Genomic DNA, 20441 nt, shown 5'->3' with positions numbered 1-20441 from the left:
ATCAATTCCAGCCATTATTTTGGGTTAGATTATTATTTAATTGTCTTTCGTTGTATGGAACAGGCCACAGATAATCTCTGGATGTGAACTTCTTCTTATAGTCGGTGGTAACCGTTACAAGTTTTCCTGTTTCTTTATCTACATAACGCATACCTTCGATCTGATCCATATTGCATACATCTTCAGCAATTTTCCAGCGACGGATGTCAAAGAAACGGTGTCCTTCCAATGCAAGTTCAACTGTTCTTTCATGCCGTACGACTTCGCGTAGGGCAGCCTGCGAGGTGATACCTGATAATACCGGCATGTTTACATCCGGACGCTGGCGAACCTGGTTGATATATTGCAAGGCCAGATCCGTTTCTGTGTTCAGTTCGATACGGGCTTCAGCTGCAGTCAGCAGGATTTCCGCATAACGCATGATGATCAGGTTGATACCACAGTTGGTTCGGTTACTCTGGCCGATATCTTCCGCATTGATATATTTCTTCGGAAGTAATCCGGTCTTGGAAACCTGGTAACTGGCTCCGATCACATCGCCTGTAGTACTCCATCCCGGACGGGAATCGTATATCGTTCCGTTAGGCAGTTCGTCGCCCGGTACATACAGTGTGTAACTGAGGCGCGGGTCACGACCTTCGTAAGGATTCGTAGGATCGTAAGAACTGTCTTCCGTGATCTTCTTCCCGTTAGTCGTTTCATATTCATCGACAAGTACGGCAGTAGGCGACATCATTGAACCGTTGTTACCTAATGATACGGCTCCGAAATTATTCATAACCGAGTTGGAGTATACATCCTTCATGAATTGTTTGTCGAAAATAACCTCCTGATTGTTTTCATTCTCGTACGTAAATAATTCTTTATAAGTAGGCAGTAATGAATAAGTTCCGGAGGCGATTACTGCATCAGCGGCTTCTTTAGCCCGTTGATAGTATAATGTAGCCTGGTTGTCCGTACCCGTTACATTGCCTGCAGCAAACAACATGGTGCGTGCCAGTATACCGAGAGCCGCCCCTTTGGTTACACGGCCTGTTTCGCTGGCTTTTACCGGCAGATCATTGGCTGCTTCTGTCAGTTCCTTATAGATGAAATCGTATATTTCAGAGACAGGAGTCCGTGTCAGTTCTTTCGACTCACTGATGCCGATCGGTGTAGTAATCAGGGGAAGATCACCAAAATAAGCTACCAGACGGGAGTAGAAATAGCAACGTAGGGTACGAACTTCAGCCGTATAGGTATTTACTTTGGATTCGTTTTCAGGAGTTATCTTGTCGACGTTGGCCATATAGTCGTTACAACGGCGGATACCTTTGTACAGATCATTCCAGGTATTCTGGAAAAGGTTGGTTTGCGGGTCTGCGATACTGGCTTCTATCTTTGTTTCGTCTGAGGTTTCGAAAGTGGCACGTGCAATATCCGACATCTCGTCACGGCTCAGTAAAGTACCGTGGTCTTCCAGGAAACGATAGATGGCGTTAGATGCATATTCGGCATCCTTGTCGGTTTTCCAGAATATTTCAGAAGAAATACGGTCGGTCGGTATCGTATCGAGTACGTCGCATCCGAATACGATACATGGTAAGGCTAGATATATAAAAATCTTCTTCATAATGAATTATATTTCAATATTAATAGTATTTAGAATGTCAAGTTAACTCCGATTGTATATACCGAAGTCTGAGGATAATACAGAAAACGTCCTGATACGAATTCCGGGTCCAGTCCCCATTCCTTGAGCGGCGAGAACGTCAGCAGATTGCTTCCGGCCAGGTAAATACGTGCTTTGTCGAGGTAAGCTTTCTGGCTCAATGTCTTCGGGAGCGTATAGCCTAACTGTACATTTTTCAGACGGATGTAACCGGCATCTATTACCCAGAAGTCAGACATCATAGAGTTGTAATCCACACTCTTACGTGGACGGGGGAAACGAGCATTCGTATTCTCCGGTGTCCAGTAATCCTTGAATATATCGAGGGTGAAGCCTTCGAAGTTACCACCTTCAGCCAATGCTCCTGATACGCGGGTCTGGGCATCCATCACTCCCTGGAACATGAAGGAGAAGTCGAAACCTTTATAAGCAAAGTTGGCAGAGAAGGCGAACGGGTAGCGCGGGAACTCGTTACCGATCACGGTCATATCTTCTGCATCAATCTTGCCATCCTTGTTGCGGTCTACGTATTTAACATCACCCAATGTCATTCTACTATCGTAAACAGGATAATTACTATCGAGATCTTCCTGTGTCAGGAATCCGTCTGTCTGGTAACCCCAGTAAGAGTTGATCGGATAACCTTCCCGGACAGTTGTTATAACGTCGGCTGTTCCTCCGTCGAGGGTCGGATTTGCACCACCCAGGCTGATCACCTTGTTCCAGTTGTTGGATATGTTGAAGTTGACGCCATAATAGAAATCACCGATATTATCTTTCCAGTCGAGAGCCAACTCGAAACCTTTATTGTCGACAACGGCAGCATTTTGTACCGGAGCATCGAGGCCGATAGTTCCGGAGATCGGTAGTTTCACCAGGATACCGTCTGTTTTCTTATAATAATAGTCGGCTGTAAGCGTCAGGCGGTTGTTAAGGAAGCCAGCATCGATACCGACGTCGGTTTGTGTACTTGTTTCCCATTTCAGGTCTTTGTTGGCAAGTTCCTTCTGCATATAGCCTTGTACCAGGTTACCGCCAAAATTATAAGAGGTAGAGGTATAACTTTCGTAGAAGGCATATAGATCGGCAGTCTGGTTACCGGTTTTACCCCAGGAAGCTCTCAGTTTCAGGTCAGAAACGATATTACGCAATTCATCGCTCCAGAATGCTTCGTTGGAGATGCGCCAACCGGCGGAGAAGGAGGGGAATGTTCCGTATTGATTATCTCCGGTGAAACGGGATGTACCGTCATAACGCAGATTCGCTTCGAGCAGGTAACGGTTGTCGTAATTATAGTTCAGACGACCGAAATAAGAGCGCAGGGCGAACTCATTGTTGTATCCGTAGCTTTTCCAAGAGCTTTCGGAACCCATGTTGATGGAAGGAACATCGTTGTTATAGAAGTCCCAGCGTTGTGCCTGGTTGTGTGTCCATTCATTCTTTATCTGCGAGAAACCGGCCAGAGCCTGTAAGTTATGTTTACCTAGCTGCTTTTCGTAGTTCAACAACAGGTTGAGTGTATATTCGTTGGTATCTTCCCGTTTGTCGTCCATGCTGTTACGCGAAATATTTCTGGTACGCTGGCGGTTGCTGCTCGGATTATAAGGCTCGTCTTTTGCCGTAGCTGTCCAGTCCAGATATTGATGATCCACTACCGTATAGGCATTTTCGAATTTAACGGTCTTATTGAAGCCGTAACGTTGTGCATACTGGGCTGTAAACTTCAGGCCATCGATAATTTGTAATTCAGCCTTAATATTTCCGATGAATAAATTGTTCCATTGCTTGTCTGTTCCGCCCATTTCGGCCAGCATCAGCGGGTTGGCATTTTTGTTACCCAATCCGTAGCTGCCGTCAGGATATTGCGGAACAACGAACTGTGTGGCATGATACATGGAGTAGAAAATACCACCACCATTTTTATCGTATTCGTAGGCATCGATAGGTGCTTTGGAATAACTGCTTCTGAAATTGGCATCCGCCGATATCTTCAGTCGTTCGAAGGGTTTAAAGTCTGTGTTTACGCGGATTTCTTTGATGTCGGATTTATAGTTTGGAACAACACCGTCCTGATCGTAATAACGCAACGCCATCAAACCTCTTGCTTTTTCGTTACCACCGCTTACGGTAAGGCTGTAATTCTGTTGCAGGGCAGAACTGTAAACTGCATCCTGCCATTGGTTGGCTTTACGGTATGTGATAGGATCGCTTTTGTGATTAGCCTGCCATTCTTTGATAAAAGTGTCGGAATAACGAGGAGCTTGTCCGGCATTCTGGAAAGCATAATTCTGCTGCTGCATATAAGTGACTGTTTCCATGTGCTCCGGTTTGTTGGTCACACTTTGGATCCCCCAGTAAGTATTGAAATCCATTCTGATCTTACCTTCTTTTCCACGTTTGGTTGTTACGAGCACAACTCCGTTAGCTGCACGCGAACCGTAGATGGCTGTCGTAGAAGCATCTTTCAGGATAGAGATACTTTCAATATCGTCCGGGTTGATATCGGAGATACGCTGTTCAACACCGTCTACCAGCAATAAAGCCTCATTACGGTCAATATTTTTATCGTTGTTAATAGTAGTGATACCTCTGATACGAAGTGTAGTGCTGGCACGACCCGGTGATCCTCCTTTGTCCAGAATCGTTAAACCCGGTGATACACCCTGCATAGAAGCTGTGGTACTATTGGCCAGACGGTTGATGTTGTCGCTCTTGATATTACCGACAGCACCGGTTATACTGACTTTCTTTTGCTGACCGTAACCGACAACTACTACTTCTTCCAATGCCTGTGTATCTTCTTTCAGCAGGATGGAAAAGTCTGACTGATTACCTGTAGCGATCTCTTGTGGTAGATAACCGATATAAGAGATTGACAAAGTAGCATTTGCAGGTACTTCCAGAGTAAACTTTCCGTCTATATCGGTAATAGTACCATTGGTGGTTCCTTTCACCATGATATTAGCACCGATTACCGGATAGCCTGTGGGATCTTTTACGATACCGGTTACTTTCCTACCTTCTTGACTGACGGTTACATTCTTGACTTTACTCAGTGAAATATATCCTTCGTTGAAGTTATATTTGATTTCACTGTCGGCCAAAGCCTCCTCAAGCACTTTTGATACAGGCTTGTTCTTAGCGTTTACATGCACTTGTTGTTGCATGTCGATCTCCTTTTCACTATACATAAATAAATAGTCCGTCTGCTTCTCGATCTCCTGGATGAACTCTTTGAGCGGCAGATCACTCTTACTGATGTTTACTTTGGCATTTTGTGAATGCAAAGTGGTCGCACTTATTTGGAAGACTGCGATTAACGTGATAATTGTTGCGATTTTCATAATACGAATTATATGCTTTAATTCAAGATAAAAGGCACAATTGAATAATAGCAATAAGTTTTTTTTCATAACTTTGCTTGTACTTTTAAAGTTAATACTGTTTTTGATTTTTTGTGGATACATAAAAGAAAGGTATTGACTCCGGGGTAAGTGCTGGTAACACTTGCCCCATTTTTATACCATTCCTCCGGAAATGATCGTGTTTACTTCATAGGCATTCGCTTTTTTTAAATGAATATTATATTAGTATATTTTGATTTCTTCATTGTTCTCTATTTTATACCGGAAGTGATGCACCCCTTGTAATGCTTTCAGTATCCTTTCTATATCATCACTTTGCCTGAACTTTCCGGATACATACTTGTCTATTTGAGCAGAATCTTTCACTTCAAATTTGACCTTATACCATAAAGTGAGATAGTCTAGTACCTCTGAGAATTTCTTGTTGCTGAAATAGAATATTCCACTTTTCAGGTATTCTTCATTATTGAATGCAGCAATCGATTTTACAAGTACGCCATCCTTTAAAGACACCATTTCATTCGGTTTCAAGATCATATGCTCTTCCGGCTGCTTGTTGTTGATCACTTGTACACTACCCTCCACCAGATTTGTCTCAAAACGCTTGCTCTTTGTGTAGGCAAAAACATTGAACTTCGTTCCGAGAACTTTAATATTATATCCCTGTGTCTTTACAATAAAAGGCCGTTTCGCATCCTTCGTTACCGAGAAAAAACCTTCACCATCCAGCTCTACTGAACGTTCGTCTTTACTGAACTCGCTGGGTATCCTGATTATTGATCGCGGACTCAACCACGCTTCCGTTCCGTCCTGAAGTGTCATATATATACGTTGACCGGTCGGAACCTTTATTTGCGTGTAAAGCGGTACTTTCTTTTCCGGAATGAATTTGTCGGTAAGTAACCAGACATTTACCAACAGGATGGCAATGACAGCCGCATATTTTGCCAGATTGAGATAAAGGCGACGGGCTTGCTTGCGGTTGATCCGTGTTTCCAGCTCCTTCATCTTCTTACCGCTCCATTCGGCGTCTTCGCTTTGTCCGGCCAGTTTCGATACGGTGACGGTATTCTGCATCCGGATAAATTCAGCTTTACTATCCGGGTCAGACTCTATCCGGTCGAAAAGCAGAACCTTTTCCGCATCAGAAAGTTCTCCGAGGAAATATTTATCTAGTTGTTCGTTCATACTGCTTAATTACTCGTTCTATAAATATGACGAAATAATTTCAGCTAACTACTAGTCGGAAATGAAGAAAAAATATATTTTTTTTCAAAGAAGATTTTATTGGTTGGTGTCGATTTGTGAATCGATTAATAATCAGTACTGTCTACTAGAAGTTAAGCCATAGTTTAAAGGATGATATTTTTTCTTCGCTCACGGTAATCTTTGTTTTATGCGGTGGCTTAACCCGGATGACGATCTTGCCGTTGAAATAAGGTTCTACATGAATGATGGCGGTGATACTTAAGAGCACCTGCCGGTTTGCCCTGAAAAACTGGTCAGGGTTGAGTTGTTCTTCAAGTTTATTCAAAGGTAAATCTACGATATGCTCTTTTCCAGTGTGCGTAACGGCAAAGGTAATTTTGTTTTCAGAATAGAAATAAGCGATGTCGGAAACCTGTAATGTCCAGAACTTGTCGGCCCCATAGATCAGGAAGCGCGAACGGTAACGTTTCTCTTTACGCTGCAGGCTTTCGAGTATGGTGTCGAGATAATCCTCCGGCTGAGTATTCCCTTTATGGGTCAGCGTCTCATATTTGATGATTGCTTCGAGCAACCGTTTCTCGTCGACAGGCTTCAGGATATAATCGATGCTGTTCACACTGAATGCACGGATAGCATATTCATCGTACGCTGTCGTAAAGATGATGGTCGATGTTGGTTTTGCTTCAGAAATGAAGTGGAATGAGTCACCGTCCGATAATTGTATATCCAGAAATATGATATCCGGATGCGGATGTTCCCCGAACCATTTTACCGACTCTTCCACATTACCCGGCAACAATGTGATCTCCCAGCCGGGTCGCAAGGCTCTGATCATCGAGCTTAGCAAACGGGCCGCAGGCACTTCATCTTCTATAATAACAGCATTTATCTTATTCATATAATAAAGGAACTTTTACAGTAAATAATCCGTTCTCGTCGGATACATTGATTTCTTTGTTCAGTATCAGTTTGCATCTGTTCGAGAGATTCTTCAGGCCGATGCCGGAAGGCTCATTTCTTTTTTTAGGATTGATAGAGTTGCTCACTACCAGATAGTCGTTAACAATACTGATATTTATATTCATCGGCTTGTTTATGGTTATCGAGTTGTGCTTGATCACATTCTCCGTCAGGAGTTGTAATGTCAACGGGGGAAGCATGCTGTCCAGACGGTCTGCCGGGATATCCGAGTGACAGTGGATACAGTTTCCCAAACGTACCTCATGCAGGAAAAGGTAGGCTGTCATAAACTCCAGTTCCTCATCCAATGTAACTAAAGGCTTGTTCTGGCATTGAAGTACATAACGGTACACATTCGACAGGTTCTTTGTGAAACCGACTGCTTTCTGGGGATCATACTGGATTTCCGCGATCAGTGTATTCAGGCTGTTGAACAGGAAATGCGGATTCAACTGATTCTGTAATGCCGTATAGCGCGCCGTGTTGTTCTCTTTCAGTAACTCGGCAGCCTGCTGTTCCAGTTTCAGAGAATGTTGTATTGAATTGTTCGCAAGCAGTAATCCCAGTATTACAAGCTCTACCAGCCAGACAACAATCAGTATGCGCACACCACCGTTAGGGAAAGTATACGGGTATTCCGCCCCTACGAGTAATTTCGCGATAACCAGCAATCCGTAATTCAACAAGAACAGCATGAAAATTACCGCTGTATAAAGCAGGATGATCTTTCCCCGTTTCTTTATATTCAGCGAATACTGGTCATTGATCCATGAACTTAACCAAAGGGTGGAATACCCCAGGATATTAAAAGCGACAATAAAAAAGAGAAATGCTTTCATCGAAAATAATGCATCTGTTACTTCCGGTGAAAGATTAGTATAATTCACCAGAAGCAGATAAGAGAAGGTTCCTAATCCGGAGAACAGGAAGCCGTATAGCAATATCTTCAGTTTCATGCGCATAGAATGGACTTTATTCTGTCGCTAAGTTAGCGGTTTCTATTTATATTCGTACAGGTTCAGCGATTTTATCAGTTCGGAATAATACCCCTGGGCTGAGACTTTGGCCTGTACGTAGTTTACCTGTGCCGTCTGGCGATACGTCTGCGCATCTATCACTTCCAGGATAGAGACTTTTCCTTCGGCATATCTTTCTACTGCTTTCAGTTCGTTCTCCCGGGCTTTTTCGAGTGAGGAGCCGGCCAGGTCGATCCGTTGGATTGCCTGGAGAAGCGCCACCCGTGCTGTTTGCACTTCCAACCGGATATTATCGGTTACCTTGTTCAGATTGTCGGTAGCCATTTCAATACGGCGGGTCGAAGCTCTTTTCTGGCTTTTCCGTTTGCCCCATTCAAAGATAGGGATAGAGAGTTTGGCATAAACAGCGTAGTTTGGATCCAGATCCGAATGAAAGTTATATCCCGGGGATGAATAACTCCCGTCTATACCGATATACAGCTGAGGTTTATATTGTGAATCATTTAGTTTCAGGGAGCTTTCCTCTATTTTTATCTTGTCGTATGCGATCTTAAGTTCAGGACGGTTCGATTCTTCCAGATGTAATAAAGAGTCTTGTAAAGATACTACCGGGATACAGGAGTCGGTAGGAGTAGCCTGTTGTAAATCTTCTCCTATAATGGAGTTAAGAGCCATCCGCCCTGTTTCAAAATTACTCCGGGCCTGCAACAACTGATACTCTGCTTCGTTAAGCTTCACTTCGGCCATCAGCAAATCTTGCGGGTCGACCAGGCCGGCTTCCACCCGTTCTCGGATCGTGACAACCAAAGAAGAAACAGAGTTTTTGAAGTCGGATGCAATATCGACCATTTCTTTACGGGCTACCGTATTCCAGTATTGCATATCGGTCTGGAAACAAACGGCAGAACCGATCATCTCGGCCTGCGAGGAAGCCAGCGACTGTTGATGTTGTGCCATCCGGATAGACTCCAACAACCGTCCTCCGGTATAGACCGGCTGAAGCAGGGTGACCGAAGCACCGTATTTCAAGTTCTTTCCCTGAAACGAAACGGGATTGTCGAACCCCGGCATATCCAACGTAAGTTCCAGCGGATTACCGGTATAATTAAAGTTCGCTCCTCCGGTAAGGCTTGGCTTCATATCGGCACGAGCCATGTTCTCCAGTTCGATACTGGCGGATATGTTTCTTTCGGCAGCTTTCAGATCATGGTTGTAGCCGAGTGCCATAGAACGGTATTTTTCCAACAAGGCGCTTTGTTGTGCAGACGATGTAAATGAACTGTACAACAGGAATACTATAAATATCTTTTTCATTGCTGTTTCTCTTTTACTTTATAGAATATAGCATATAATGCGGGTGTAATAAATAAGGTAAGAAGCGTGGCGAACGTCAGCCCGAAAATAATGGTCGCAGCCATTCCACCGAAAGCGACATCAAACAGAAGGGGGATCATTCCGAAGATAGTCGTTGTCGCCGCCATCAGTACCGGACGTGTACGGGATACCGTAGCCTCTATGATCGCTGTATAAATAGCCACTCCACTCCTGTGTTGTATGTTGATCTCATCGATCAGCACAATGACATTCTTGATGATCATCCCCAGTAAGCCGAGCCATCCTGCAATCGGAAAGAAGCCGAAGTCGAACCCGGTCATAAGCATACCTATGGTAACACCGATCAGTGAGAGAGGAAGCACGCACAGGATAATCAACGGCTCACGGAAGTTTCCGAACAGATCCACCAGGATCACGATAAGCAACAGGAATGCCAGAGGGAAGAACTTGGCGAGCGCCTGCAGGCCTTCCCGCTGATCTTTGAACTGCGAGTCCCAGAAGAAGGTATATCCTTCGGGAAGTTTGATCTTTTCAATCTCTTTGCGTATCTCCCCGTGTACTTCCGCCATCGTATATCCGGGCTGAACACCACACATCGCCGCCATCGACAATTGACGGTTGTAAGTTCTCATCTGGGGATGTTCCCAGGTGGTCTCTATCCGCTCGGTTACCTGCGACAGGGGAGCCGATTTATTCCCGTTCCATACCGGGAAATTCTCTAATGAGGTCACATCCGATATATCCGGCGTTCCTGATTTTAACAATACCGGCACTTTCTTTTCATTATCCCGGTAGATCCCGACAGGAAGTCCGTTGCTGATCGACCTGACCGATTCCATCATAGCCGCTTTCGTTATTCCCAATGCACCGGCCTTGACCGGATCGTATACCGGGCGTATCATCAGGGTCATCGATCCCCATTCGTTGCGTGCGTCAGCTACTTTCGGATTCTGTCTCATGATTTCGATCGCCGTTTGTGTCAGCGAGTCCAGCACAGCGGGATCAGGCCCCAGGAAACGCGCTTCGATAAGTGCTTCGGACAACGGGCTGAGTTCAAACTTATTTACCTTGATCAGCGGCTCGGGATATTTGATACGTATCGAGTCTTGCAAAAGTGCATTTAACGCTTTTGCCTCTTTCGGCGAATGGCATTTCACCAGCAACTGGGCATAATTAGGTTGCGGGCCGAAGGCGATATTCGATAAATAATAGCGTGGCGGTGTACGGCCTATATAGCTGGATACCATTTCGGTCTGCTCCTGATTATGGATATATCTCGCTATTTCCAGAGAGAGTTCGTCTGTTTTCTCTATACGTGTTCCTTCGGGCAGCCACATGTCGATCGTAAAGTATTGTTTATCCAACGAAGGAACGAACACTTTAGGTATGAACTTAAAACTCCATGCCGACGCGATAAGCAAGAGGAGCAGACTGCCTGTTGCCACATACTTATGTTTGATGACATAACGCAAAGCAGCCCTGAAGCGGTCGTATATCTTGCCGCTGAAAAGCTCCCCCTGAAGTTCGTTCGGGCGTGGACGGCGTACGAACTCCTGGATAAAGAACGGGGTTTGCGTCAAGGAGAATACCCAGCTGAACATCAGTGAAACTCCGATAACGATAACCAGTGACGAAAGTAGCTCCCCCGTGATATGCGGTGAAAAGTAAATAGGCAGGAATGTAAGGATAGCGATGACGGTAGCCGCCAGCAACGGCAACGCTGTGGCAGAGCATGCCCTCAGGATCGCCACGCGTTTGCGCATCCCCCGCTGCATATTGACCAGTGCGGAGTCGGATACCACAATCGCGTTATCGACCAGCATCCCCATAGCAATGATAATCGCTGCCAGTGACATACGTTGAAGCGCTATCCCTCCGGCAAACATCACGATCAGCGTAGCGAAGATAGAGAATACCAGGCCGCTACCGATCAGGATGCCATTCTTGAACCCGATGAAAAAGAGGAGGATCGCCACCACTGTGATAACGGAAATGATCAGGTTCAGGATGAATCCTTTATTGGCTACATCCGATTCATATCCCTGGTCGTATATAGAATGTAACTGATATCCTTCCGGCATCGTGGAGGAAAACCACTCCACCCGCTCTTTGACCAGTGCCGCCATATCCACCACATTACCTGTCGGGACGGTAGAGATGGCAATGCCGATAGCCGGTTCGCCGTCGATCCGCATCATGTTGCTGACCGGCGTTTTATAACCTTCACTGATGGCCGCTATATCTCCTAGCCGGAAATGTTCCCCTGTGCGGGAAACGATCGTGAGATTGGCTATATCATCCAGTGAGTAGAAGTTCCCGGTCGACTCGATACGTATTCGGTTCTCTTCCGTTTCAATCCCTCCGGCGTCTACCACTTTGTTCTGGGCATCGAAAGCGCGGGCAATATCTGTTGTCGTGATCCCGCTCTGTGACATCGTCGAGGGGCTGACGGATACATCTATCGTAGGGACGGGTACACCGTAGATCTCGATTTTAGCTACATCTTTTACCTTCAGCAGGTCGTTCTTTATTAACTTGGCCTGCTCTTCCAGTTGCCTGTAGGTATAACCATTCCCGGTTAATCCGTAAAAGACACCCAGCACGTCGCCGAAATCATCGTTGACTACGGAAGGGTTCACCCCGGCGGGAAGTTTCTCCTGCGCATCGTTGACTTTTCTGCGTAATTTGTCCCAAAGCTGTTGCATCTCGTCGGCTCGTATCTCCTTTTTGACGTAGACCGTGATTTTTGATAATCCGGCGCGATTCTCCGTTTTCAGATAATAGAGTTCGCCGAGCGACTGGATGGCTTCTTCCAACACATCCGTTACCTGTGTCTGCACTTCCGAAGGGGAAGCACCCGGATAGGAGGTGAGCACCATCGCTTGCTTGATGGTGAACGGGGCATCTTCCAGTTTACCCATTTTGATATAAGAGAAGATACCTCCTATGAAAACCAGCAACAGGATCAGTACCGTCACCGGTTTATTCTTCAAGAAATATTTGACTAGTTTCATGGCTTCTATCTTCTGTCTTGTGAGAGTTCGACAACCATTCCGTCCGATAAGAAGCGGAGTCCGCTTACTGCGATCATTTCATCTTCCTGTACTCCGCTTATGATTGTTGCTTTTCCGTCTTTCTGTATTCCTCCGAGAGTCACTTTACGATGTGAAACAGTCCGGTCTGCCGGGTTAACGATCCATACATAATCGCCTTTGCCGGGACGATGGCAGAGGGCTGTTTGCGGAATTGAGACGGTGGGGGAGTTACCGGCATCCGTATGGAAGAATATCCGCCCCGACATGCCTGAAAGTAATTTTCCTTCTTTATTAGGAAGCATAGCTGTCAGCAGGTAGGAGAGGTTGTTGCGGGTAGTGCTTTTGGAAATCTCCATTACACGCGCTTCGTATGTTGTATCCGGAATCGCGTCGAAGCGGAGCTGTACCTGCTTTATATCCGGCGCACGAAAAGCAATCTCCTGCGTTACGTATGCTTCGATGCGGAGCTGGTCTATATCCACGAGTGAGATAACAGGTTGGGTTGCTTTCACATCCTGAAACTGTTCTATATAGACCTCACCCACATAGCCGTTGAAAGGAGCGACAAGCCGGGTGTCGTTCAGTTCGTTGGAAGCCGTTTCAAAGGCTGATTTGGCGGATGTATAATCGGCTTTCACCTTTTCGTAAGTACTTGCCGAGATATTATTCTTATGGAATAACGCCTCGATACGTTCATATTCGGACTTTGACTGGTTGTAAAGTGCCTCGGCACGCTCCTTGCGGATACGGAAGTCACGCGGGTCTATCTCTGCAATGACCTGTCCTTGCCGGTAGTGATTACCGGCATATACTTCAAACCGGTCGATCGGGCCGCCTACCCGAAACGATAATTCGGACGTGCGGTAGGGTTTGGCAATAAATGGGAACTCATTCTTTTCATCCGCATTCCCTTGTTCTGCCCGGGCTACGTGGACGATCATGTTTTGCTTTTTAGATTGATTTTCTCCCGAACTGCAGGAGATCCCTACGAATATAATGCTTAGGAACAGGAGTTGTCTGACTACTACTTTCATCGGTTCAAATTTTATCTGAGATTTAAATTTGAGGCCGAAAGTAAATGTAATACAACAGTCTGGCCGGTATACATTTACTGAAACCCGGAAATGGGGGACTCAATCCGGTTATAGCCGGGCTGAAAGAGGACTGAACTGTTTAAATGATAAACAGAAACAGGGGAAGATAGTCTTTTAACTCGACTTTCAGTTTGCGCAGGGCGGTTACGATATGGTTCTGGACGGTATTAACGGAGATATTCAGCTGCGTGGCTATCTCTTCGTGCTTCATTCCTTCCATCCGGCTGAGAATAAATACCTGACGGCATTTTTCCGGCAGATGGGCGATCGCTTTGTTGAGGAGCGCATCGATATCATCTACGGTGAACATATTCTCGTCGAACTGCTGTAAAGCCTCCATCTTCAGTTTAAGCTCTCTTTCCGACAGGGCGTCGAGCGACTCTTTCTTGCTTTCGGTACGTACTTTATGCCGGTAGAAGTCAATACACCGGTTTTTGGTCAGGGTAAACAGGAAGGCATTCGGATTGGTCAGCGATTCCAGCATATCGCGGTGTTCCCACAGATACATGAAGATATCCTGGACGATATTCTCCGCATCTTCGGTCGAGACTACATATTCCCGGGAGAAGCGCACGAGTTTAGGAAAATATATCCGGTATATTTTCGAAAATGCGGCATTCTCTGTTTGGGGGAAGTTAGTCATACTTGTTCTTTTTTATTTACAGGTACATATAGCACAGCTTTTCCATGTCCCAGCTTTTTTATTCTTCCGTCTTCCATCAGTTCATTCAGGTCGCGTATGGCAGTTGTCCGGTTACAACCATTAAGACGCATATATTCAGAAGCCGTGAAATATTCTTTATCATCCATCATGCGTAACATCCGGCCTTTACGTTGTTCGGGAGAATAAGAAGTTGCACCGGCATCCGAGTCCCGCTCCAGATCAATGGCCGTCAGTCTTTGTTTCAACTTTTTACTTCCTTTGAAATGGATATTATTAAAATGTACCGACCATGAACGAAGTTCCTTCTTGTCCATAACCGGACGGCATTTCAGGGAAATGGAGAACGAGCCGAGATCATCCAGTTCTACGGTATATCCTCTACGTAGATTTTTGGAGATCACTTTTGCCAGGGCATCCAGCATCCCTTTGGTAGTTGCAGTGGAATAACCGCAGCTATCGGCTATCTCTTCTGCAATTTCTGGCGTGTGGATAGTACCTTTAGGCACGATCCGGGCATGTAAAGGCTGTTTCTTTCCATCGCCCTTAGGATTCGGATTCTCATATAATGCGTATTTTGCTCCCATAATAATAGCCAATAAAAGGTTTGCATTGCTTCTCTATTGCATACCACAACTGCTTTTCTTTCATACCACAGTTGGATTCCGTTCATACCACAGTTGGGTTTCTTTCATACCACAGCTGTGGTATGAAAAGAGAATCGGTACAAATGTACAATATATCCCAGGAAATCCATACTGTCTGCCGGGTAATTTTATCTTGCAGGGAGGTAATTGGCGTTATCTCCCTGTTATATTTGATTGTGTTTGTATTGCAGTCTGGGATATTTTAGTAAGTTTGTATTATCTATATTATATGACAATGTCTGGGATCGATCGATTTAATAACATATATATAAAGCATTATGATAAGACATACCGCTTTGCCCGGTTGTATGTTCGTAATGACCAGGTGGCTGAAGATATAGCAACGGAATCTCTCATCAAATTATGGGAAACGATGAAAAAGGAGACAGTGGAGAAGCCCCTTGCCCTGTTATTGACTATACTTAAACACAAATCACTCGACTATCTCAAAAAACAGATTAGTATAGAAGAAGCCTTTGAAGCGATGGCAGCTTGGCAACAGCGGGAATTGTCCATCCGTATTTCAACGCTCGAAGCCTGTAATCCCAATGATGTTTTTTCAGAGGAGATCCAAAATATCCTGACCAGAACTTTAGAAGAACTGCCTTCCCAGACCCGGAAAGTTTTTATGATGAGTCGTTTTGAGCAGAAATCAGGTAAAGAAATTGCCGAAGAACTCGGTATTACGGTAAAGGGAGTTGATTATCATATAGCAAAAGCATTGAAAGTGTTGCGTGTTTCTTTAAAGGATTATCTGCCTTTGGCTTATTTTTTGTTTATACAGTAAAAAAAAGCGGATTTGTTACTAGTGAACTTTCTCCGGCTATCGTCTTATATGTGTAAAGCAATAAAAATATGAACGATAAACTATTACAATTATATTTTGAAGGTCGTGCAACGGAAGAACAGTCCCGCCTGATCACGGAATGGCTGGATGCTGATGCGGCAAATATGAAACATTATCAGCAGCTTTGCCGGTTGTATGAAATAGGATTCTGGCACGAAGAACCCGAAACAGCCGTAATTTCATTAAAAGGCAAGTTCAGGTGGCGGAGTCTTTTACGTGAAGCGGTGAAAATAGCTGCTGTTTTTATTCTGGGATTTACATTGAACTATTGGCTCAATCAGGGTGTAGAGGGAGATATTTCTATGCAGACTGTACATGTTCCGGCCGGACAGAATGCACAGTTGACACTGGCAGATGGTTCCAAAGTCTGGCTGAATGCAGGAAGTACACTGAATTTCCCGACTCGCTTCGTAAAGGAAAAGCGGCAAGTTACTCTGGAAGGCGAGGGTTTTTTTGAAGTAAAGGCCAATAAGGAAAAGCCGTTTATTGTTTCGACATCTACTTATGATATTAGGGCATTGGGTACTTCTTTTAATGTGAATGCCTATAAAAGTTCCGGTATATTTGAAACTTCTTTATTAACAGGAAAAGTTGAAATTACTGATTGTGCAAAAAAAGAGACTGTACTGTTGTTGCCAAATAACCGGGTGATTCTGGAGAGTGGTAAACTAAAAACGCTACCGATACAGGATGCCGAATATTTTCTTTGGCGTGAAGGAATTATTAGTTTCAATGAACCGCTGTCTAAGGTGCTGAAGAAGCTGGAGCTTTATTTTGATGTAAAGATTAAAGTGAACAACAAACGAGTGCTACAAGATGTACATCTTTGTGTGGGAAAATTCAGGTCGAGGGATGGATTGGAGCATATCTTGCGAGTCTTACAGTTAACCAATCGTTTTTCTTATGAAAAGGATGATGAAAAAAATATTGTTACCATAAATTAAACTATAATGTATAACCCTAAAATGTTAATGCCTATGAAGTAGATCTCAAATAAAATGATAACCGGCAAGCGCGCCAACGCTTACCGGTTGTGGGTTAGAACCCCGAGCTTGGAATTTTATCGAAGTACTAACAAAAAAACTATATACAAAATTATGAATTATATTTTGTACAGACAACCTATATCAAAAACTAAACATATATTTCGTATTATGAAGATCACAGTAGTAGCCTTATTTGCCTCTGTTTTTTCTATTTATGCTACGGAAGCCAGCTCCCAAAATGCGAAAGTGTCTATTCATGCCAACCAGTTATCAACAAAGGAGCTAATTGCAGAAATAGAGAAACAGACGGATTATCTATTTGTATATAATAGAAACGAAGTAGATGTAACAAGACTTGTTTCATTGAATGTTCGTAATGAATCTGTTTCTGATGTTTTGAATAAAATATTTGCGGAGACAAACATCTCTTATCAGTTGGTAGGTAAGAATATATCATTAATGATACGAAATGCCGCTCCTCAGGAAGTTTCTCAGCAAAAGAAGAAAATTATACAAGGGGTAGTGGTTGATCAGACAGGTTTACCTATAATTGGAGCGAATGTAGTTGAAAAGGGAACAACAAATGGTAGTATAACTGATATTGACGGGAAATTCAGTTTATCCATATCGGATAATGCAATCCTTCAGGTTAGTTATATCGGTTATAATATGCAGGAATTAGCAGTAGCCGGTAAAGATATTTTGAACATAAAACTCATTGAAGACACACAGGCATTGGACGAGGTCGTAGTTGTCGGTTTCGGTACGCAAAAGAAGGTAAATCTGACAGGAGCCGTGAGCACAGTGAAGATGGAGGAAGTGATGGGCGACCGTCCGGTTGTTTCTGTCGAACAGGCTTTGCAGGGAACTATGCCCGGATTGCAGATTACCACTACCAGTGGAAAACCGGGGCAGAGTATGGATATGAATATCCGTGGTATAAATCGTATTAACCTGGATGAATATGGAGAAGGTAAGCCATTGGTACTGGTCGATAACGTGCCGATGGATATCAATATGATTTCACCTTCGGATATTGAAACGGTAACGGTATTGAAAGATGCTGCTTCGGCTGCTATCTACGGCGCACGTGCGGCTTTCGGTGTGATCCTGATCACAACCAAGCAATCGGGCAAAGATCAGCAGATGCGTATCAATTATAACAATAACTTTGCTTTTACCACTCCCCAGGGATTGATTCAGAAAGCTAGTCCGATAGAAACTGTTCGTTTCTATAAAGATATGGGTTATAAGAGTGGACGTTATGCTATGGGAGGACAGGATATAGACTCCTGGCTAGGCTATCTGGATGATTATGCGGCTAATCCTTCGAAATATCCACTGGGATATTACATTGATGATGCAGGCCAACGTTATGACCTGAAAGAGGTAAATCACCTGGAAAGAATGATGGATAAATCTGGCTTTCAACAGAGCCACAATGCCTCAATCGATGGAGGTACGGCGAAAACGGCTTATCGTCTGTCATTCGGCTACCTGAATGAAGATGGTATTCTGGTGACAGATAAGGATAGCTATACACGTTATAATGTTTCCACTTTCGTGAATACTGAAGTTACCCCCTGGCTCTCGTTCCAAGCGGATGTAAAGTACGCCAACTCCAGAGCCGATGAGCCGAATATGACCTCTCTGAGAGCCTGGAACCCGTATCGTCTGGCCCAACTGTTGCCTTCGTATTATCCGGAAGGAGATGTTGAACTTGGTGGAGAAATACTTCCTATAGGTACTCCTAAATGGAATATAGAGAACTCTCCACTGAAAACAGAGAAGAAAGAGGATATCCGTTTCTTTGGTAAAGCCATTTTTAAACCATTGAAAGGCTTGATCATTAATGCGGAATATACTTTCAACCGTACGAATTCCGGGAAAGAGGAATATAATAAGAAAATGGCCTATGTAAATGCTGAAAAAGCATTCCAGAAAGGCTATACACATAACGGGAATACTTCTTATCGCCTCGATGAGATACATGTAAATTATAACGCCATCAATATATATGGAAACTACGAAAAGACATGGGGCGACCACAATGCGTCTGTGATGGGTGGTTTCAACCAGGAATACAGCTATCGTCAGGAATTATGGGGTAAAAAGCTGGATGTGATTAATCCGGAACATCCTTCTCTGGCAGGTTCCAGCGGAACTCAGACAACAGGGGATGTTTACGATGAATATGCTTTACGTGGTCTTTATTATAGACTGTCCTATAATTATAAAGGAAAATATCTGTTTGAAACAAACGGACGTTACGACGGATCATCCAAGTTCCCGAAAGATAACCGTTTCGGTTTCTTCCCTTCTTTCTCTTTAGGATGGAGAGTTTCTGAAGAAGCGTTTATGGATTGGTCGAAAGAATACCTGACTAACTTCAAATTGAGAGGTTCTTTCGGACAGGTTGGAAACCAGGCGATTGCAAACTATGCTTATCTGGGTACAATGAATACTGAAAACGGCTGGTTGTATGACGGTGATTGGTATATTTCCCGTACATCTCCGGCTTTGTTCAGCTCGGCATTTACCTGGGAGAAAGTGGAAACACTGGATATCGGCTTCGACGTAGGCTTGTTCAATAACCGCCTGGATATGGTGTTCGACTGGTATCGCAGAGATACGAAAGGCATGTTAGCTCCGGGGCAGGAATTACCTTCGGTATTGGGAGCTAATGCACCACTGGAAAACTCGGCCGACCTGCGTACGAAAGGTTGGGAGTTGGCTATCAATTGGCGTGACAATATCGGTAAAGACTGGCGCTACAACATCGGCTTCAATCTGTACGACTCACGTTCCAAAATCACAAAGTTCGACAATCCGACTGAAGCATTGACGACTAAAGATAAAAATGGTAAATCCGTTTCTACGTATCGGGTAGGACAGGAGATCGGGGAGATCTGGGGATTTGTGACGGATCGCTTCTATACAGAGGATGATTTCTCCTTCATTGATGAAGCAAAAGGTATTTATACATTAAAAGAAGGAGTACCGACCATCGATCCTTATGTTCGTGATCCTCGTCCGGGTGACATCCTGTTCAAAGACCTGAATGGTAACGGCAAGATCGATGCAAGTGGTGATGATACGGCTAAAAATCCGGGTGACCGTAAGATCATTGGTAATAACAGCCGTCGTTTTCCATATTCTATCACTGCCGGATTGGGTTGGAAAGGGTTCGACCTGTCACTGTTCTTCCAGGGAGTCGGTAAACGCGACCTGATTGTCGGAGGTTCTTCACCGGCGATGTTCCTGGCATGGCCGCATACCAATGTAGATAATCCGGATGCCGCTGCGATGGTATTGGCACATCATCTGGATTACTGGACACCTGAAAACCGTGATGCTTATTATCCGCGCTTGGGTAACCAGCAGGGAATCAATCAGGGTACCGACAGTTTCAACCGTCGTACGCAGACTAAGTATATGATGAACGGCGCTTATATTAAATTGAAAAATATAACTGTAAGCTACACGTTCCCTTCTGAATGGTTGGCAAAGACAAAAGTAATCCGCTCATTCAAAGTATTCTTCAGTGGTGAAGATTTATGGACAAAGCACCATCTGTATGAAGGTATGGATCCTGAACAGACGATGAGCATCAACGAGCTCTATCCATTCATGAAGAAATGTTCTTTTGGTATTAACATGACTTTATAATAATT

13 protein-coding genes are annotated in these 20441 nt (G+C 44.3%); 3 read left to right on the top strand and 10 right to left on the bottom strand.

All coding sequences use genetic code 11. The features are described from left to right. Position 1 precedes the first annotated feature (1 nt). The 10 genes from HMPREF1536_RS08575 to HMPREF1536_RS08530 all read right to left on the bottom strand — a co-directional run bounded on the left by HMPREF1536_RS08575 (position 2) and on the right by HMPREF1536_RS08530 (position 14874). Positions 2-1612: a RagB/SusD family nutrient uptake outer membrane protein gene (locus HMPREF1536_RS08575; RefSeq protein WP_028726628.1), complete on the bottom strand. Its 1611-nt coding sequence runs from the start codon at positions 1610-1612 to the stop codon at positions 2-4. Between the two features lie 29 nt (positions 1613-1641). Continuing rightward, complete coding sequence (locus HMPREF1536_RS08570; RefSeq protein WP_157395705.1) at positions 1642-4995, bottom strand: SusC/RagA family TonB-linked outer membrane protein; 3354 nt, start codon at positions 4993-4995, stop codon at positions 1642-1644. A gap of 243 nt (positions 4996-5238) precedes the next feature. After that, complete coding sequence (locus HMPREF1536_RS08565; RefSeq protein WP_028726626.1) at positions 5239-6204, bottom strand: FecR family protein; 966 nt, start codon at positions 6202-6204, stop codon at positions 5239-5241. A 145-nt stretch (positions 6205-6349) separates the two neighbouring features. Continuing rightward, positions 6350-7123 carry a LytR/AlgR family response regulator transcription factor gene (locus tag HMPREF1536_RS08560; RefSeq protein ID WP_028726625.1) on the bottom strand — a complete coding sequence of 258 codons (774 nt, stop codon included), beginning with the start codon at positions 7121-7123 and terminating at the stop codon, positions 6350-6352. Then, positions 7116-8141 (bottom strand): sensor histidine kinase, encoded by a 1026-nt coding sequence (locus HMPREF1536_RS08555; protein ID WP_028726624.1) that lies wholly within the window; start codon positions 8139-8141, stop codon positions 7116-7118. Before HMPREF1536_RS08555 ends, HMPREF1536_RS08560 begins: the two co-directional genes overlap by 8 nt. A 42-nt stretch (positions 8142-8183) precedes the next feature. Continuing rightward, positions 8184-9476 (bottom strand): TolC family protein, encoded by a 1293-nt coding sequence (locus HMPREF1536_RS08550; protein WP_028726623.1) that lies wholly within the window; start codon positions 9474-9476, stop codon positions 8184-8186. After that, positions 9473-12511 carry an efflux RND transporter permease subunit gene (locus tag HMPREF1536_RS08545; protein ID WP_028726622.1) on the bottom strand — a complete coding sequence of 1013 codons (3039 nt, stop codon included), beginning with the start codon at positions 12509-12511 and terminating at the stop codon, positions 9473-9475. Before HMPREF1536_RS08545 ends, HMPREF1536_RS08550 begins: the two co-directional genes overlap by 4 nt. Positions 12512-12516: 5 nt before the next feature. Beyond that, on the bottom strand, positions 12517-13566 hold the full coding sequence (locus tag HMPREF1536_RS08540) for an efflux RND transporter periplasmic adaptor subunit (protein ID WP_028726621.1): 1050 nt from the start codon (positions 13564-13566) through the stop codon (positions 12517-12519). A 139-nt stretch (positions 13567-13705) separates the two neighbouring features. Beyond that, positions 13706-14269 carry an RNA polymerase sigma-70 factor gene (locus tag HMPREF1536_RS08535; RefSeq protein ID WP_028726620.1) on the bottom strand — a complete coding sequence of 188 codons (564 nt, stop codon included), beginning with the start codon at positions 14267-14269 and terminating at the stop codon, positions 13706-13708. Next, a complete protein-coding gene (locus HMPREF1536_RS08530; protein ID WP_028726619.1) occupies positions 14266-14874 on the bottom strand; it encodes an HU family DNA-binding protein in 609 nt (202 codons plus the stop codon). Before HMPREF1536_RS08530 ends, HMPREF1536_RS08535 begins: the two co-directional genes overlap by 4 nt. Before the next feature lie 295 nt (positions 14875-15169). Between HMPREF1536_RS08530 and HMPREF1536_RS08525 the strand changes: the two genes are divergently transcribed. The 3 genes from HMPREF1536_RS08525 to HMPREF1536_RS08515 all read left to right on the top strand — a co-directional run bounded on the left by HMPREF1536_RS08525 (position 15170) and on the right by HMPREF1536_RS08515 (position 20436). Continuing rightward, positions 15170-15721 carry an RNA polymerase sigma-70 factor gene (locus HMPREF1536_RS08525; RefSeq protein ID WP_087880956.1) on the top strand — a complete coding sequence of 184 codons (552 nt, stop codon included), beginning with the start codon at positions 15170-15172 and terminating at the stop codon, positions 15719-15721. A gap of 68 nt (positions 15722-15789) precedes the next feature. Further along, on the top strand, positions 15790-16725 hold the full coding sequence (locus HMPREF1536_RS08520; RefSeq protein WP_028726617.1) for a FecR family protein: 936 nt from the start codon (positions 15790-15792) through the stop codon (positions 16723-16725). A gap of 210 nt (positions 16726-16935) precedes the next feature. After that, complete coding sequence (locus HMPREF1536_RS08515) at positions 16936-20436, top strand: TonB-dependent receptor (protein ID WP_081693263.1); 3501 nt, start codon at positions 16936-16938, stop codon at positions 20434-20436. Positions 20437-20441 lie beyond the last annotated feature (5 nt).

Origin of the sequence: Parabacteroides gordonii MS-1 = DSM 23371 (assembly GCF_000969825.1) — a bacterium.
Classification (GTDB): Bacteria; Bacteroidota; Bacteroidia; order Bacteroidales; family Tannerellaceae; genus Parabacteroides; species Parabacteroides gordonii.
The sequence above is the reverse complement of the archived record's forward strand: the minus strand, read 5'-3'. Positions and strand labels throughout refer to the sequence as shown.

Excerpts from the sequence above, each read along its gene's own strand:
- HMPREF1536_RS08570 (WP_157395705.1), bottom strand. The coding sequence starts at position 4,995 with ATGAAAATCGCAACAATTATCACGTTAATCGCAGTCTTCCAAATAAGT.
- HMPREF1536_RS08525 (WP_087880956.1), top strand. The coding sequence starts at position 15,170 with ATGTCTGGGATCGATCGATTTAATAACATATATATAAAGCATTATGAT.
- HMPREF1536_RS08535 (WP_028726620.1), bottom strand. The coding sequence starts at position 14,269 with ATGACTAACTTCCCCCAAACAGAGAATGCCGCATTTTCGAAAATATAC.
- HMPREF1536_RS08555 (WP_028726624.1), bottom strand. The coding sequence starts at position 8,141 with ATGAAACTGAAGATATTGCTATACGGCTTCCTGTTCTCCGGATTAGGA.
- HMPREF1536_RS08560 (WP_028726625.1), bottom strand. The coding sequence starts at position 7,123 with ATGAATAAGATAAATGCTGTTATTATAGAAGATGAAGTGCCTGCGGCC.
- HMPREF1536_RS08575 (WP_028726628.1), bottom strand. The coding sequence starts at position 1,612 with ATGAAGAAGATTTTTATATATCTAGCCTTACCATGTATCGTATTCGGA.
- HMPREF1536_RS08545 (WP_028726622.1), bottom strand. The coding sequence starts at position 12,511 with ATGAAACTAGTCAAATATTTCTTGAAGAATAAACCGGTGACGGTACTG.
- HMPREF1536_RS08530 (WP_028726619.1), bottom strand. The coding sequence starts at position 14,874 with ATGGGAGCAAAATACGCATTATATGAGAATCCGAATCCTAAGGGCGAT.
- HMPREF1536_RS08520 (WP_028726617.1), top strand. The coding sequence starts at position 15,790 with ATGAACGATAAACTATTACAATTATATTTTGAAGGTCGTGCAACGGAA.
- HMPREF1536_RS08515 (WP_081693263.1), top strand. The coding sequence starts at position 16,936 with ATGAAGATCACAGTAGTAGCCTTATTTGCCTCTGTTTTTTCTATTTAT.
- HMPREF1536_RS08550 (WP_028726623.1), bottom strand. The coding sequence starts at position 9,476 with ATGAAAAAGATATTTATAGTATTCCTGTTGTACAGTTCATTTACATCG.
- HMPREF1536_RS08565 (WP_028726626.1), bottom strand. The coding sequence starts at position 6,204 with ATGAACGAACAACTAGATAAATATTTCCTCGGAGAACTTTCTGATGCG.
- HMPREF1536_RS08540 (WP_028726621.1), bottom strand. The coding sequence starts at position 13,566 with ATGAAAGTAGTAGTCAGACAACTCCTGTTCCTAAGCATTATATTCGTA.